We start from the raw sequence: 15069 nt of genomic DNA on the forward strand, positions 1-15069 counted from the left end.
TAAACGCATTTGTTTTCAGATTATTGTAACGAAGCGTCTATTGATACCAGGCTAAATAACTGATATAATAAAAGCCCCTGCTGATCATCAGCAGGGGCTTTTGTATAGAGGGTAAAGAAATGTTTAGTTGAAGATATACCGGATACCCACCTGGCCCTGCCAGCGGGAAAGCGTATTGGTATTATCTCTCCAGGAATTGGTAACCGGGATCTGGTTGTCCTTGTCCTGATAAGGGAAAGAGAAGGCCGGCGCAGCGGTTGGTTTACCGGTAGCATCACGGAGCTGTCCTTCATATTTCAGGAAGTTAGGCACGTTGGCGATCTGGTAAGTTCCCCATCTTCTGTTCAGCAGATTACCGAAGTTGATGATATCAAAAGTAAGGCGCAGCGTGTGTTTGTTTTTCTGCTTGCCGCTGAACACAAAGATATCCTGTGTGATGTTCAGGTCCATACGTTTGAAGAACGGCAACACTACTGCGTTACGTTCTGCATATTGACCGCGGTGGTGGCTCAGGTAATCATCCTGTTTGATGAAGTTGTCCAGCTGATTCCAGATAACCGTTTCGCTGCGTTTATCCACCGGATTGTTGCCGTCGAAGTTTTTATCGCCATAACCTACCGGTACCAGTTTGATATCATTTTTGGTAGCCGGAATGAAGATCAGGTCGTTGTTACCGCCGGAGCCGTCGTTATTGAGATCTCCGTTGTAGGTATAGGAAATCGCGCCATTGGGAGCGGCTTCAAACACCATACCGACAGAGGTGGCGAAGTGTTTCGCCCAATTGAAACGGTACGTAGCTGCAGCAATAATGCGGTGCGGCAGATAGTAGTTGGAATAACCCAGCGATGCTTCATTCGGATCACCGCTTACAGGACGATCACGCCAGTTGCCCTGGGCAATGGTACCGCCGTCGTTGATGGAGCGTGACTTGCTGTAGGTATAGGCAGCGCTCAGGTACAGGTTAGGCAGATTTTTCTGCACCTGTAATGTAACGAAATAAGAATAGCCTTTGCTGGTATTGCGCATCAGGATAGCATCGCTGATATTCGGATTACCGAGGCTGGTGCCGGCGCCGTAAATTTTAGTGCCGCTGTAGCGCAAACGATGGTCCGGCGTGCTGTCCAGCTGAAGCCCCGTAGCCGGCAGGTTCACGTTCTGGAAGTATACGGCATTGATGTCTTTAGAGTAGTTACCTTCCAGAGTGGCCACGATACCCCATGGCAACTGACGGTCTACTGCCAGCGTAGCTTTCAATACCTGTGGATATTTGAAATTGGGATCAATCACTGCAATGTTGTATTGTTTGGATGGCTCTGTGGTAACTACACGGTACTTGCCCGGGTCTGCATTGAAGGCATACGGAATAGTAGAACCGGGATTGTTGGGATCTGTCTGCGCCACAAAAGAGCCAAACTGCACCCCGTTGTTACCAGCCTGATTGCTCAGCCATACTGCCGGCGGAGGGCCGGAGAACAGGCCAATGCCGCCACGTACCTGCGTTTTGCCATCATGTGTGGCATCCCAGTTGAAGCCGATGCGTGGAGAAAACATCGGTTTGGTTTTAGGCGCACGGCCTACGTCCAGATGGATGCCATCGCGGAATGTCAGGGTTGTCAGCGAATCGTTTCTGTCGAAAGTGCTGCCAATAACGGGGACGTCTATACGTAAACCATAGGTCAGCGTGAAGTGGTTGGTGATGCTCCATTTGTCCTGGATGAAAGCGCCCAGTTCCAGCTGGTTGATTTTCGCGTAAGGGAAAGAACCGTCCTTCGTGGTAGTATATGACAGTGCATAACGGGAGGCTGTGAGGGCGCCGGTTTTAGCGCTGGCATAGAAATCGGTCATCGAGTTGAAACGGTAGTTGCCCATATAATTAGGCGCAAAACCATTCAGGAACGTTTTATAGTAATTCTGCGTACCGATGGTGATTTCGTGTTTGCCACGATAGAGGTTATAGATATCAGATAACTGGAACACGTTCGTGTTCAGTTTGTTGTTGTAGGTAAAGGGTTCGTAGCCGAAGGCGGTGTAGCTGTTGCCTTGTCCGTCGAGGATATCCACCAGCGGGAATTCTTTGGCCGACAGTGGTGTTCTGAAATCGCGCATAGCGGAGAAGCCTACCTGCAGTTTATTGGAGGCGCGGTTGCCGATACGGGTGTTCAGTTCTGCAATGAAAATATTGAAGTTATTATTGATGGTATAGCCGCTGCCGCTGAAAGGCAGACCCGTGTTGCTGGGCTGGCGGCCTGCTCCCGGTGCGCCGCTGTTGCTGGCGGGGATGTCTTTATAAGACTTCAGGTAGTTGTACTTGAAGGTAAACGTATTGTTTTCGTTTACGTTCCAGTCTAATTTAACCGTGATTTTATCGCTGGAAGTGCGGTAGGTATAATCCTGATAGTCGCCGGGGTTGTACTGGTAGTTGTCGATGAGGAACTGGCGCAGGGCGTTCAGTGTATCGGCTACTGCCCTGGAAACGTTGCCGGTGGCCGGAGCGCCGGCCTTGCTGTTAGCGACCAGGCTGGTGGCGGGGGCGGTGATCCTTTCCTGTTCAGCGCTTACGAAGAAGAACAGTTTGTTCTGCTGGATAGCGCCACCAACGCTAAATCCGCGCAGGTTGTAGTCGAAAACCGGTTTCGTAACGGTGGCATTGCCTACTTTCAGTCCCTGCAGTCCGGGCGACTGAATATAAGTGTACACAGCACCTTTGAATTGGTTGGTACCGCTTTTGGTGACGCTGTTGATACCGGCGCCGGAGAAGCCGCCTTGTTTCACATCATAGGGAGAAACGTTTACCTGTATCTGCTCCAGTGCTTCGAGGCTGATTGGCTGGGAGGCTGTCTGGGAGCCGAGTGTAGGCTGCAGACCGAAAGAGTTGTTAAAGTTGGCGCCATCCACCGTGATGTTGTTGAGCTGATTGCTTCTGCCGCCGATATTAAGGCCGTTAGCGGAAGGTGTGAGTTTGGTAAAGTCCTGCATGGAGCGGGTGATGGTGGGCAGACGGTCCATCTGCGCACGGGTGATCACTTCCTGGCTGCCGGTGCGGGCTTTGTTGATTACTTTGCTTTGTGCGGCGGTTTTCACCACAATTTCATTCAGGGTGCTGGTGCTTTGTTGCAGCTTGATGTCTGCCTTGTATTCCTGTCCCAGCTGGAGGAATATGTTTTCCCTTTTTTCATCTTTGAAACCGATGTAGGAAATGGTGAGCACGTAAGGGCCGCCTACGCGGAGGTTGGGCAGGTTAAAGCGTCCGTCTTTGCGGGATACGGTCACATAACGTGTTCCGGTTGGCTGATGCAGGGCCACGATGCTCGCTCCCGGCACGGGACCGTCGGCACTGCCGATGATGCCGGCAATGTCAGCGGTAGTTTCCTGGGCAAAAATCAAAGCAGGGATTAGCAGTATGCAGACGAGCATACAGAGGGTTTTACACCAATTGTTCTTGTGCATTACGATTCAGATTTTGGGCAAATATCAAATGAGAAATAATAGCATTAAAAATAATACAATTATGAAATCATTAATATTTCGCCCAAAAAATCTGCACAAAAAAATTATGCTAACACTTTTTCCATACCGGTGCTGCGGGAGCCTTTGATCAGGATGTGGGTGTCCTGAAACTGTTGCTGCTGAAGCCATTTGCCGGCTTCAGCGGAGGTGTCCAGATAGATGTAAGGATGGTTGACCTTTTTGAAATCACCACCCACCAGTACCACCGCTTCCCAGTGGTGACGTTGTAACTGTTCCACCAACGCTTCATGTTCTTTAATGCTGTCGGTGCCCAGTTCCATCATGGCGCCCAGCATCAGTACTTTTTTAGGTGACGCGATGCCCACGAAGTTGTCGATGGCCGCTTTCATGCTGGAAGGGTTAGCATTATAGGCGTCCATGATGATGGTGTTGGTGCCTTGCTGCATCACCTGCGAACGATTGTTGGACGGCGTATAGGCGGCGATGGCGGGGCCGATTTTTTCTGCCGGTACTTTAAAGTGGCTGGCTACGGCCACGGCGGCCATTACGTTAGGGAAGTTATAAGCGCCGGTAAGTTTGGTTTGTATGAATCCGATGTTGTTGCTGGCTACTTCCACTCCCAGCAGCGCTTTGTCTGCCGCGGGGGCGCCGGTGTAGTCGGCGTCTTTACTGCCATAGGTGACAACGTGGGAGATGCCTTTGCTCATTTCCATGAGATAAGGGTAGTCGTTGCAAACGAACACGGTGCCATTGTTGGCGCGCAGGTAATCGTACAGTTCTCCTTTGGCGATGCGCACACCTTCTTCGCTGCCGAAGCCCTCCAGGTGGGCTTTGCCGATATTGGTGATGATACCGTGTGTGGGCAGTGCAATGGTACAGTAGCTGGCGATCTCTTTCTGATGGCTGGCGCCCATTTCAATCACGGCTATCTGCACATCCGGTTTGATGGCCAGGATGGTCAGCGGCACACCAATATGATTATTGAGGTTACCGATGGTAGCGAATGTTTTGAAGCCGGCAGACAGGGCGGCGTTGACCAGTTCTTTCGTAGTGGTTTTACCGTTAGTACCCGTAATAGCGAGGAAAGGAATGTTTAATTGTTTCCGGTGCCACAGCGCGAGCGCCTGTAAGGTTTCCAGGGCATTATCCACCAGCGCCATTTTGTCTGGCTGCGTGTAGTAGGCAGCTTCGTCCACAACAGCGAAAGCAGCGCCCATTTCCAGCGCTTTGGCAGCAAATTCGTTGCCGTTGAAATTGTCTCCTTTCAGGGCAAAGAAAATATCATTCGGTTGCAACTTGCGGGTGTCTGTCTGAATGCTGCTATACTGCAGATAGATATGATAGATTTGTTCTATGGTCACGGGTGGAAGATTTTCTGCAAAATAACAACTAAATCCAAATAGTGTAACCCTGGCAACCCATTCACTGCATCTTTCGTATCAGATACAGGTCAATAAAACATTATGAAAAAGAAAACCCAACTTCTGTTAGCGGGAGTTATCCTGCTGGCAGCCTGTAAAAATGAACAGGCTCCGGCACCGGTAATCCCGAATGAGGGCCTCGACTGTCAAAAAGCCCGTATTGTTACCACTTACGCGTATCAGGCCATACAGGTCAACTGCACCTCCCGCGGATGCCACACCGGCGCTATTCCCCGGGGCCGTGCGGATTTCTCTACCCCGGACAACCTGAAGGCCTACATTACAGCGTCCCGGGCAGTTTTTACCCAGCGTGTCACCAGCGCCCAGGCGGATATGCCACCATCAAGGTTTCCGGCATTGTCCAAAGGTATGAAAGACTCCCTAGCCTGCTGGATAGAAAAAGGTATGCCTGATCAGTAAACCCAAATCTTTTGCTCATGAAAAACCTGTTCCTTCTTTTCTCTTTGGTGATGATCACCAGTGCGGTATCAGCGCAGGACGTTTTCTCCTGCAGGAATACCCGGTTCTCTTTCTTCTCATCAGCACCGCTGGAAGATATAGAGGCTAAAACAGACAAAGGCGTGTCTGCTATCAATGTAAAAACAGGCGCCATTTATTTTAAAGTGCCGATCGCTTCTTTCCAGTTCCGGAAAAAGCTGATGCAGGACCATTTCAACCAAAATTATCTGGAGAGCGACAAATTTCCATTTGCTGAATTCAAAGGGAAAGTGGTGGAAAACGCAGACCTCAGCCGCAACGGTACCTACGAGGTAATCGTGGAAGGTACACTGAACCTGCACGGGGTGGACAAAGCCTACCGCGAAAAAGGCACCATCACCGTGAAAGACGGTAACATCACTGCCGGTTCTACTTTCAATATCCGCGTGGCAGATCATCGTATCGATGTGCCCTCCATGGTGGTGAAAAACGTGGCAGAAGTAGTGGCGGTAACTGTTAACGCTGTGTATACCGCAGCCGTAAACCGCTAATCCTTGTAATCATTATTTAAACATACCCATGAAAATTATTGCATTTCTGTTGCTGTGTACGAGCATCAGCGTATATGGTCAGGCCCGGCAGGACCTGAGCCATCTCTTCGATTCTACCGGTCCCGCACATCCGAAAGTGTTATACACCTACAAAGGCACCCGCATTATTATGGGGCATTCAACGGACATGTTGCGTAAACATGAGCTGGACTTCCGGGTGGACCACCGCTTCGGCGACCTGGCCGGTGAATTTGGCGGCGCCAAAACATTTTATGGTATCGATAATTCCACCGATATCCGTATCGGACTGGAATATGGTATCTCCGACCGGCTGATGGCGGGCTTAGGTCGCTCCAAAGGTTCGGGAGAACAGCACCAGCTGATTGACCTGCTGGTGAAATATAAGCTGGTAGAGCAAACACAGGATAGTCACGTGCCGGTGTCTGTCGCTCTGCTGGGTACCGCGGTCATGTCCTGTATGACATCGGAAGAAGACCCGCATAAGGCCGCCTGGTTTGGCGATGGGTCTGACAGGATGAGTTATGTGGCGCAGGGCATTGTATCCCGTAAGTTCGGCGACAAGCTGGCGTTTTCACTGTCCCCTACCTATGTGCACCGTAACCGCGTAGGGTATATGGACATGAACAATCTCTTTGCCCTCGGTGTAGGCGGCCGGTTGAAAGTGTCCAAACGGATCGGCATTGTGGCGGAGTACTTCTACCCGTTCCGCTCGCAGGCCAGCCGTGACTATTACAAATCACAGGGCATCACTTTCTATAACCCGCTGGGGGTGGGACTGGAAATAGAAACAGGGGGCCACGTGTTCCACATCAACTTTACCAACTCCTCCGCTATCCAGGAAACACAGTTTATTCCTGAAACCACCACATCGTGGTTGCAGGGACAGTTCCGCTGGGGTTTCAATATTTCCCGTAGATTTACGTTATTCGGGAAAAAGGATTGGAAAAAATAAAATGCCGTATACAAGTTGATTCCGGACTGGCCCGCATTGCCGCCAAAGTGATGCGGGTAAAAGCAGTGGCCATGGTACTGGGGCGCACCATACACCTATATGGGGCGTCCCGGTTGGAGTTTCTGGCCGATATAGCCTGGGTCAGGCACGAAGCCTGCCATGTGAGGCAGTACCGGCAGTATGGCATGATAGGTTTCCTGGCCCGGTATCTGTATCAATCTGCCCGGTGGGGATATTATCATAATCCGCTGGAAGTGGCCGCCAGAAAGGCAGAAGCTGACCCGGGCATGCTGGAGGGAATAGAAATTATTTAAAAAATCGTTAAAGTGTTGCGGAAAACATAATTTTTATACCCACTGGCTTTATTTTTCTTATTTTTACGTCAAAGGTTGATTTTATGGTTAAGAAGGTAACAGAGGGAATCACTATCAGCGTGGAAACATTCTACCAGCCGGATTATTCTAATCCTATTGGAAGCGAATTCATGTTTGCTTACCGCATCACCATTGAAAACAACAATACTTTCCCCATCAAATTACTGCGTCGCCACTGGTACATCATCGATTCCAACGGTACCCACCGCGAAGTGGAGGGTGAAGGAGTTGTAGGCGTACAGCCACTATTGGCCCCCGGTGAGACTTATCAATATGTCTCGGGATCCAATCTCCGCACTGAAATAGGAAAGATGTACGGTACCTACCAAATGGAAAACCAACTGGATAAGAAAATCTTTGAAGTAAGGATTCCTGAATTCCAGATGGTTGTTCCCTTTAAGCTCAACTAATCTTTACGGTCTGTACTTAGACGCCTTGAATATTTCCAGTAGATTTTTCGACTCCATCAATTGCTGAACGCTGACGTCAGCATGTTTTTCCATGTATTTGTTCACGATCTCGTAGCCCACGAAGTATCCGATTTTTCCGGGAGATCCTTCAGGCATGCCCTGGGTGGCCGGTGCATCGTTCATGAAAAGATTGATCTGTTGCCAGTCTGTTGTGTATAACAGGTTGTTCTGTACAAAAAACTGCCAGACCAGCTTTTCATTATCACGACACCACTGCAGCTGCTCCTTCGTATAGCCGAAACGGATAGAGTCGGGCGTATTGGGAAGGACTTTGGAGAGGAAATACTGTTGTTTGCCGGCCTCGATCATCTGCTCCAGCAGGCCGCCACCATTGCGGGGCGCCGGATACAACTGCTGTTGCAGCACCTGCATACAGTTGGTTGTGATATATTCCGGTGCAAAACGGCGGATCATATAGTCGGGATAGTCCGGTATCTGGGCGTAAGGGGCAAAATCGGCTCCCATGTACATGTCCAGGCCTATCCCCAGAATGGAGTCGATCGTAATGGCACCATAATTGGCAATACCGGAGGTGAAAGTAACTACTTTGGGGGGATGAAAAGCAGGGATGTAGTATTTCGTATAGCGAAAAGCCTCTTCCAGCTGTTTTTGCAGCGTGCCGCCGCCGGCATATTTTTGAGACACGGCGGTCTCCAGTTGCCGGAAATCGCGGTTGGTCAGGAAAAGCCGCAGCTGACGCTGTACCTCCTGGCTGCTGTCGGTATAAGCGCCGAAGTTCATGATCTCTGAGATGTAGATGGGCATGAAAAGCGGATAAGCCTGGTGCAGTCGGGACATGCCCGGTTGAATATCGTTGGTGTCGATCGTAAACAGCGCCGAATCGAACCGCTGGATACTAACGTTCATGGGTATATGGCTTACGTCCGGCGTTTTATTGCCGGTGTTGCAGGCGTACAGTAACAGTGCCGCGAGGCAGCCGGTCAGCAGGGAATATGTAGGGTTGTTTCGCATTCAGTAAAATTACGAATTACAGATTACGAATTACGAATTGAGGGTTGTTTATTAGGCTATTACTTAGTAAACGGTCTTGTAATGAGTTCACCTTCGTAATTCGTAATCCGTAATTCGTAATTGATTTTCGTAATTTCATCGTTAAAATGAATCATATGAAGCGGTTTTTTTTGCTGGCATTAACATTAGGGATAGCAACAGCAGGGATGGCACAGAGCGGACGGGGTGACTTTACCCGCAAAGTGCGGCTGGGCTTTAAACTAGATCCGATGATCTCGATACTGAAGCCGCAGGAATCGGGGGTGAGCCGCAACAGCTCCAAAGCAGGGCTGGGTTTTGGGCTGATGGCCGATTTTAGCCTGAACGAAGCCGGTAACTATGCGCTGGCCTCAGGATTTAACGTGGTGCTGGGCGGTAGTAAACTAAAATATGATGCCGGCAAAGGATTAGGCGATTTTAAGGCCAATCCGGCAGAATACAATATGAAACTCACTTACATTGAGATACCACTGGCGCTGAAGCTGAAAACCACGTCGTCCAACGACCTTAATTTCTGGGGACAGTTCGGTACCTATTTCGCTTTCCCGGTAAGCGGAAGGGCGGATGTCATCTCCCTGAATGAAACACATGACAGGGTAAACATACTGCCGGAAATGAACCGCATCAATATCGGCATGCTGATCGGCGCCGGCGTGGAATACCCGCTGGGAGAAACCCTCACCGGCATTATCGGCCTCACCTACCAGAACGGCTTCGTGGACGTTACCCGAAATGCTAAATGGAACGATGGTAAGGTAAATATGAATAGCTTTGCGCTGCGGCTGGGCGTATATTTTTAACAACAGCCGATCTAAACTTTTTTCAAGGGTATGAAAATTATACTGGCACAACAGAACTATCATATAGGCAATTTTGAACACAATACACAGAAGATCATTGAAGGAATAGCAGCAGCTAAGGCACAGGGCGCAGACCTGGTGGTGTTTTCTGAACTGTGTATATGTGGTTATCCTCCGCGTGATTTCCTGGAGTTTGAAGATTTTATCCTGCAGTGTTATCACGCCATAGACGTGATCAAAGCACATACGCAGGATATCGCCGTGCTGGTAGGCTGCCCTGCCCGCAATCCGCAACGGGAAGGCAAGGACCTGTTCAACGCAGCCTGGTTCCTGCATGAAGGGGAAGTAAAGCAGGTAGTACACAAAACCCTGCTTCCCACCTATGATGTTTTCGATGAATATCGCTATTTCGAGCCGTCTTACGAGTGGAACATCATTCCGTTTAAAGGGAAAAAACTGGCGGTGACCATCTGTGAAGACATCTGGAACCTGGGCGATAACCCGCTGTACCGCATCTGCCCTATGGATATGCTGATGGGACAAGAGCCGGATGTGATGATCAACCTCTCCGCTTCTCCGTTTGATTACGATCATGATGAAGACCGTAAAGAGATCATCCGTGCCAATGTGCTGAAATATAAGCTGCCCATGTATTACTGCAATACGGTGGGCTCTCAGACAGAAATCGTATTTGACGGCGGTTCTCTGATCTTCGATGCTGCCGGCAACGTGGCGAAGGTGCTGCCCTACTTCACCGAAGCGATGGGTGGTATGGACCTGGAAGACCTGCTCTCCAAAGGCGAGGCTCCTGCCGAAATGGTGACTTTCACCCCGCTGACAGAATTATTGTTCGATCACAACATTAACCGGATATACGATGCGCTGGTGCTGGGCATCCGTGATTATTTCACCAAGATGGGCTTCAAAAAGGCCATCCTGGGCTCTTCCGGCGGTATCGACAGCGCTGTGACCCTCGCCATTGCCTGCGATGCGCTGGGCAGCGAGAACGTGCGCGCCGTGCTGATGCCTTCTCCCTATTCTACCGAACACTCTGTAGATGATGCCGTGGCGTTGTCCAAAAACCTGAACAATCCTTACGACATTATCCGCATCAACGATATCTACGAAAGCTTCCTGACCACGCTGGAGCCGTATTTCAAAGGACTGCCCTTTAATGTGGCAGAAGAAAATACCCAGTCCCGCATCCGCGGTAACCTGCTGATGGGGCTTTCCAACAAATTCGGATATATTTTGTTGAATACTTCCAATAAAAGTGAGCTGTCTACCGGCTACGGCACCCTTTACGGCGATATGGCCGGCGGGCTGTCTGTACTGGGCGATGTTTACAAAATGCAGGTATACGCGCTCGCGCGGTACATCAACCGGGATAAAGAGATCATTCCGGTAAATATCATTGACAAGGCCCCTTCTGCAGAGCTGCGCCCTAATCAAAAGGACAGCGACAGCCTGCCGGACTATACGGTGCTGGACAGATTACTGTACCAGTACATCGAACGCCGTCAGGGACCTAAAGAAATTATTGCTCAGGGATTTGACTCCGCTTTGGTTTCGCGGGCCTTAAAGATGGTCAACACCAATGAATATAAAAGGAATCAATTCTGCCCTATCATCCGTGTATCTTCAAAAGCCTTTGGTGTGGGTCGCAGGATACCGATAGTAGGTAAATATCTCAGCTAAATGCTATTTTTCTATCTTTGAGCAAATTTTTTAATAATACAACATGTTACAAGTACCGTTTATACGTCAAAATAAAGAACTGGTATTAGAGCGTCTCGCCCTGAAAAACTTTAAAGAAACAAACCTGGTCGACGACGTGCTGGCACTGGACGACAAGCGTAAGCGCCTTACCCAGGAATATGATGAAACACAAGCGCAGGTAAACAGTCTCTCCAAAGAGATCGGTAAACTGATGGCGCAGGGTAAAAAAGAAGAAGGTGAAGCACAACGTGCTGCCGTAAACGCCCTGAAAGAGAAGCTGGGACCGGTGAATGAAGAGCTGAACGCTACCGAAAAAGCACTGCACGATACCCTGGTAAAGCTGCCTAACCTGCCTGCTGCCATCGTTCCTCCCGGCAAAACACCGGAAGAGAACGTGGAAGTGCGCCGTGGTGGCGATATCCCTACGCTGGCCGCTGATGCGGTGCCTCACTGGGACCTCGCAAAAAAATACCAGCTGATCGATTTCGAACTGGGTAATAAAATCACCGGCAGCGGCTTCCCTGTTTTCCAGAAACAAGGCGCCCGGCTGCAACGTGCGATGATACAGTATTTCCTGGACTTTAACCTGGATAACGGGTATACGGAATACGCTCCTCCTTACCTGGTAAACGAAGCGTCTGCCTTTGGCACCGGCCAGCTGCCCGACAAAGAAGGACAGATGTACCATGCTACAGAGGACAACTATTTCCTGATCCCGACAGCAGAAGTACCGCTGACCAACATCTACCGCGATGAAATCGTGAAAGATACTGACCTGCCGATCAGAATGACCGGTTATACCCCCTGCTTCCGCCGTGAAGCCGGTTCTTATGGTAAAGACGTACGTGGCCTTAACAGGGTGCACCAGTTTGATAAAGTTGAGCTGGTACAGATCGTACATCCGGAGAAATCTTACGAAGCGCTGGACGAAATGGTAGCGCATGTGGAAAAGCTGCTCAACAGTCTTCAGCTGCCTTACCGCATTCTGCGGCTGTGTGGCGGTGATATGAGTTTTGCGTCTGCCATTACCTACGATTTTGAAGTGTACAGCGCAGCGCAGCAGAAATGGCTGGAGGTGAGCTCTGTATCTAATTTCGAGACCTACCAGACCAACCGCATGAAGATCCGTTTCAAGGAAGCCAATGGCAAGCCGCAGCTGACCCATTCCCTGAATGGCAGCTCTTTGGCCCTGCCCCGTATCATGGCTTGTGTGCTGGAAAACAACCAGACAGAAGCGGGTATTCCGTTGCCGGCAGTACTGCACCGTTATTTCGGCGCAGACAAAATTGCATAAATACCATCTGTTTTTGATGATAAAGAGCAGCCCTAAACCGGCTGCTTTTTTTTATTTTCGTACCATGAGACATTTTTTGCCCAACGGAGCAGAACTGATCATCCGGCCGCCGGTGGTGGAAGACGCCCTCGGCTTGCTGCGTAATTTCCAGCGGATGACGCAGGAAACAGATTTCCTGTTGTTCACCCCCGGAGAAGCCCTGGAGCTGAATGAAAAATCAGAAGAAGATTTTATCAAAACCTACCTGAAGAATCCTGACCAGCTGATGCTGGTGGCTATAGTAAATGATACGCTGGTAGGCTCTATCACCGTCAACCACAGTGGGTACTATAAAAGAGGCCATACCGCCGAAATGGGGATCGCCGTGGAACGCGCCTGGAGCGGGCTGGGCATCGGTCGCCGCCTGATGACCGCTATGCTGCGCTGGGCGGAACAACATGAAAAAATACAGCTCTTATACCTGCAGGTGTACGGCTCCAACGACAAAGCCATGCATCTCTATCGTAACTTCGGTTTCCTGGAATGCGGCCGTATGCCCTATGCCATACAACAGAAAGAAGGACAATATGTAGACCTGGTGACGATGTACCGCCGGGTAAAACCATGATCATAAAGAGGATTTGTTATGCAACGATATGACCGACAGACAAGACTGGAAGGCTTTGGCCCGGAAAAACAACGTTTATTGCAGGCCGCGTCCGTGCTGGTGATAGGTGCCGGCGGACTGGGCGTGCCGGTATTGCAATATCTAACGGCAATGGGCATAGGAAAAATAGGCATTGTGGAGCATGATACCGTATCAATTACCAATCTGCAAAGGCAGGTGCTCTATCATACCGCCGATCAGGGGAAACCCAAACTGGCGCTGGCCGCAGCAAGGCTGCAGCAGCTGAATCCGGAGGTACAGCTGGTGCCTCACGATACCTGGCTTACAACGGATAATGCGCTGGACATCATCGGTGCTTATGACGTGGTGGTGGACTGTTCCGATAATTTTGGTACCCGTTATCTGGTAAACGATGCCTGCGTTATTGCCGGTAAACCGCTGGTATACGGCGCCATCTACAAATACGAAGGGCAGCTGAGTGTGTTTAACTACCAGGGCGGCGCCACCTATCGCTGTATTTTCCCTGAAGCACCGGAGTCCGGCGAGATGCTGAATTGCAGCGAGATCGGTGTGCTGGGTGTATTGCCGGGCATCATTGGTTGTTATCAGGCCAACGAAGCGGTAAAGGTGATTACCGGTATTGGTACCCCGTTGAAAAATCAGCTGCTTACGATCGATACATTACATAATACACACCTTACTTTTAATATTACACCGGTAGCCGCCAATCAGCAGATCACGCATTTGGCAGACAACTACCAACAAACTGTTTGTGAAGTGAATAATCTGCAATCCCTGTCCGTAGAACAGCTACATCAGTGGCTACAGGAAGGTAATGTCCAACTGCTGGATGTGAGAGAAGACGACGAATGGGAAATCTGCCATCTGCCGCAGGCCATTCATATCCCTATGGGACAGGTACCGGGCCGTGTGAGCGACCTGCAGCCGGAGATGCCGTTGGCGGTGCTGTGCCATCATGGTATGCGCAGCCGGGCCGTGGGGCAGCGTTTGGTGGAGATGGGCTTCAGGCAGGTGTATAATGTGGAAGGAGGTATTCATGCCTGGGCCTGCGCGATTGATGACCAGATGCAAACTTATTAATGTGACCATAGAACTCTGTCTCCTTTTTTTTCTGGTAGCGTTGGTGTATTCCGCAGCCGGTTTCGGCGGCGGTTCCAGCTATCTGGCAATCCTGGCCCTGTGGGGCATCGATTTTCAACTGATGAAATCCACAGCGTTATTATGCAATGTGGCGGTGGTGGCGGGGGGCGTTTATCATTTCTATAAAAGTGGACATCTCCCCATGAAAAAGGCGCTCTTATTGTCTTTCGTGAGTGTGCCACTGGCTTTCGTAGGCAGCTATCTGCCGCTTAAGCAGGAGACTTTTTTCCTGTTGCTGGGTGTGGCGCTCACATTGGCAGCGGTGTTTATGTGTTACCGGCTATTCTTCGAGCGTAACCAGCAAACAGAAACCCTGCGGGAAGGCAACGGTGCCCTATATGGATGTATCGGCGGCGCCATTGGGCTGCTGTCCGGTATGACCGGCATCGGTGGCGGTATTTATCTGGCGCCGGTATTGCGGCTGGGCAAGTATGATACCGCTAAAAATGTAGCGGGACTGAGCAGTTTCTTTATCCTTGTTAATTCCATCGCGGGGCTGCTGGGGCAGGCCGCTAAAAAAGCAATTGTCTTTGAACCTGCTTTCGCCGGACCGCTCCTATTGGCGGTGATCATCGGTGGGCAGATCGGTGCTCGGCTGAGTGCCCGTGTGCTGAAACCCAAATGGGTGGCCGGTGCTACGGCGGTGTTGATTTTGTATGCAGGCGTCAGAATGCTCATCAAATAATTACGAATTACAAATTACGAATTACGAATTGAGGGCTGCTTTTGGGACCTCTACTTAGTAAACCGCCCAAAAACGAATTCGTAATTCGTAACTCGTA

14 protein-coding genes are annotated in these 15069 nt (G+C 50.1%); 11 read left to right on the forward strand and 3 right to left on the reverse strand.

The annotated features are described in order from the left end of the window. Positions 1–123: 123 nt before the first annotated feature. Both ICL55_RS13430 and ICL55_RS13435 read right to left on the reverse strand, forming a co-directional pair. Entirely contained in the window at positions 124–3414 is a 3291-nt protein-coding gene (locus ICL55_RS13430; protein WP_246496254.1) for a TonB-dependent receptor, read from the reverse strand. Positions 3415–3551: 137 nt separating this feature from the next. Next, a complete protein-coding gene (locus tag ICL55_RS13435; RefSeq protein ID WP_188097871.1) occupies positions 3552–4829 on the reverse strand; it encodes a UDP-N-acetylmuramoyl-tripeptide--D-alanyl-D-alanine ligase in 1278 nt (425 codons plus the stop codon). Between the two features lie 102 nt (positions 4830–4931). Here ICL55_RS13435 and ICL55_RS13440 point away from each other — a divergent pair, with 102 nt between their 5' ends. The 5 genes from ICL55_RS13440 to apaG all read left to right on the forward strand — a co-directional run bounded on the left by ICL55_RS13440 (position 4932) and on the right by apaG (position 7635). Continuing rightward, a complete protein-coding gene (locus ICL55_RS13440; protein ID WP_188097873.1) occupies positions 4932–5309 on the forward strand; it encodes a hypothetical protein in 378 nt (125 codons plus the stop codon). A gap of 17 nt (positions 5310–5326) precedes the next feature. Next, complete coding sequence (locus ICL55_RS13445; protein ID WP_188097875.1) at positions 5327–5878, forward strand: YceI family protein; 552 nt, start codon at positions 5327–5329, stop codon at positions 5876–5878. A 28-nt stretch (positions 5879–5906) separates the two neighbouring features. Next, a complete protein-coding gene (locus ICL55_RS13450; protein WP_188097877.1) occupies positions 5907–6851 on the forward strand; it encodes a DUF5777 family beta-barrel protein in 945 nt (314 codons plus the stop codon). Next, positions 6839–7165, forward strand: coding sequence for a DUF4157 domain-containing protein (locus ICL55_RS13455; protein WP_246496256.1), 327 nt, complete (start codon positions 6839–6841; stop codon positions 7163–7165). Before ICL55_RS13450 ends, ICL55_RS13455 begins: the two co-directional genes overlap by 13 nt. An 83-nt stretch (positions 7166–7248) precedes the next feature. Continuing rightward, positions 7249–7635, forward strand: a complete 387-nt coding sequence (gene apaG, locus ICL55_RS13460) for a Co2+/Mg2+ efflux protein ApaG (RefSeq protein WP_078669198.1) — start codon at positions 7249–7251, stop codon at positions 7633–7635. 3 nt (positions 7636–7638) lie between these two features. Here the strand turns inward: apaG and gldB are convergent, their stop codons facing one another. Then, a complete protein-coding gene (gene gldB, locus ICL55_RS13465; protein WP_188097879.1) occupies positions 7639–8667 on the reverse strand; it encodes a gliding motility lipoprotein GldB in 1029 nt (342 codons plus the stop codon). 155 nt (positions 8668–8822) lie between these two features. On the opposite strand from gldB, the gene ICL55_RS13470 reads away from it, so the two are divergent. The 6 genes from ICL55_RS13470 (at position 8823) to ICL55_RS13495 (ending at position 14972) form a co-directional block, all read left to right on the forward strand. After that, positions 8823–9506: a porin family protein gene (locus tag ICL55_RS13470; protein WP_188097881.1), complete on the forward strand. Its 684-nt coding sequence runs from the start codon at positions 8823–8825 to the stop codon at positions 9504–9506. Positions 9507–9536: 30 nt separating this feature from the next. Then, complete coding sequence (locus ICL55_RS13475) at positions 9537–11204, forward strand: NAD+ synthase (RefSeq protein ID WP_188097883.1); 1668 nt, start codon at positions 9537–9539, stop codon at positions 11202–11204. A gap of 43 nt (positions 11205–11247) precedes the next feature. Further along, complete coding sequence (gene serS / locus ICL55_RS13480; protein WP_188097885.1) at positions 11248–12519, forward strand: serine--tRNA ligase; 1272 nt, start codon at positions 11248–11250, stop codon at positions 12517–12519. A 64-nt stretch (positions 12520–12583) separates the two neighbouring features. Beyond that, positions 12584–13126 (forward strand): GNAT family N-acetyltransferase, encoded by a 543-nt coding sequence (locus ICL55_RS13485; protein ID WP_188097887.1) that lies wholly within the window; start codon positions 12584–12586, stop codon positions 13124–13126. Positions 13127–13144: 18 nt separating this feature from the next. Further along, positions 13145–14227 (forward strand): HesA/MoeB/ThiF family protein, encoded by a 1083-nt coding sequence (locus ICL55_RS13490; RefSeq protein WP_188097890.1) that lies wholly within the window; start codon positions 13145–13147, stop codon positions 14225–14227. Position 14228: 1 nt separating this feature from the next. Continuing rightward, a complete protein-coding gene (locus tag ICL55_RS13495) occupies positions 14229–14972 on the forward strand; it encodes a TSUP family transporter (RefSeq protein WP_188097891.1) in 744 nt (247 codons plus the stop codon). The last annotated feature ends 97 nt before the right edge of the window (positions 14973–15069 follow it).

The sequence above is a fragment of the Chitinophaga varians genome (assembly GCF_014529945.1).
GTDB classification, from domain to species: Bacteria; Bacteroidota; Bacteroidia; order Chitinophagales; family Chitinophagaceae; genus Chitinophaga; species Chitinophaga varians.

What these genes read in the sequence shown, in the direction of transcription:
- ICL55_RS13440 (WP_188097873.1), top strand. Translation starts at nt 4,932, where the DNA reads ATGAAAAAGAAAACCCAACTTCTGTTAGCGGGAGTTATCCTGCTGGCA.
- ICL55_RS13445 (WP_188097875.1), top strand. Translation starts at nt 5,327, where the DNA reads ATGAAAAACCTGTTCCTTCTTTTCTCTTTGGTGATGATCACCAGTGCG.
- ICL55_RS13485 (WP_188097887.1), top strand. Translation starts at nt 12,584, where the DNA reads ATGAGACATTTTTTGCCCAACGGAGCAGAACTGATCATCCGGCCGCCG.
- ICL55_RS13490 (WP_188097890.1), top strand. Translation starts at nt 13,145, where the DNA reads ATGCAACGATATGACCGACAGACAAGACTGGAAGGCTTTGGCCCGGAA.
- apaG (WP_078669198.1), top strand. Translation starts at nt 7,249, where the DNA reads ATGGTTAAGAAGGTAACAGAGGGAATCACTATCAGCGTGGAAACATTC.
- ICL55_RS13430 (WP_246496254.1), bottom strand. Translation starts at nt 3,414, where the DNA reads ATGCTCGTCTGCATACTGCTAATCCCTGCTTTGATTTTTGCCCAGGAA.
- ICL55_RS13450 (WP_188097877.1), top strand. Translation starts at nt 5,907, where the DNA reads ATGAAAATTATTGCATTTCTGTTGCTGTGTACGAGCATCAGCGTATAT.
- serS (WP_188097885.1), top strand. Translation starts at nt 11,248, where the DNA reads ATGTTACAAGTACCGTTTATACGTCAAAATAAAGAACTGGTATTAGAG.
- ICL55_RS13475 (WP_188097883.1), top strand. Translation starts at nt 9,537, where the DNA reads ATGAAAATTATACTGGCACAACAGAACTATCATATAGGCAATTTTGAA.
- gldB (WP_188097879.1), bottom strand. Translation starts at nt 8,667, where the DNA reads ATGCGAAACAACCCTACATATTCCCTGCTGACCGGCTGCCTCGCGGCA.
- ICL55_RS13470 (WP_188097881.1), top strand. Translation starts at nt 8,823, where the DNA reads ATGAAGCGGTTTTTTTTGCTGGCATTAACATTAGGGATAGCAACAGCA.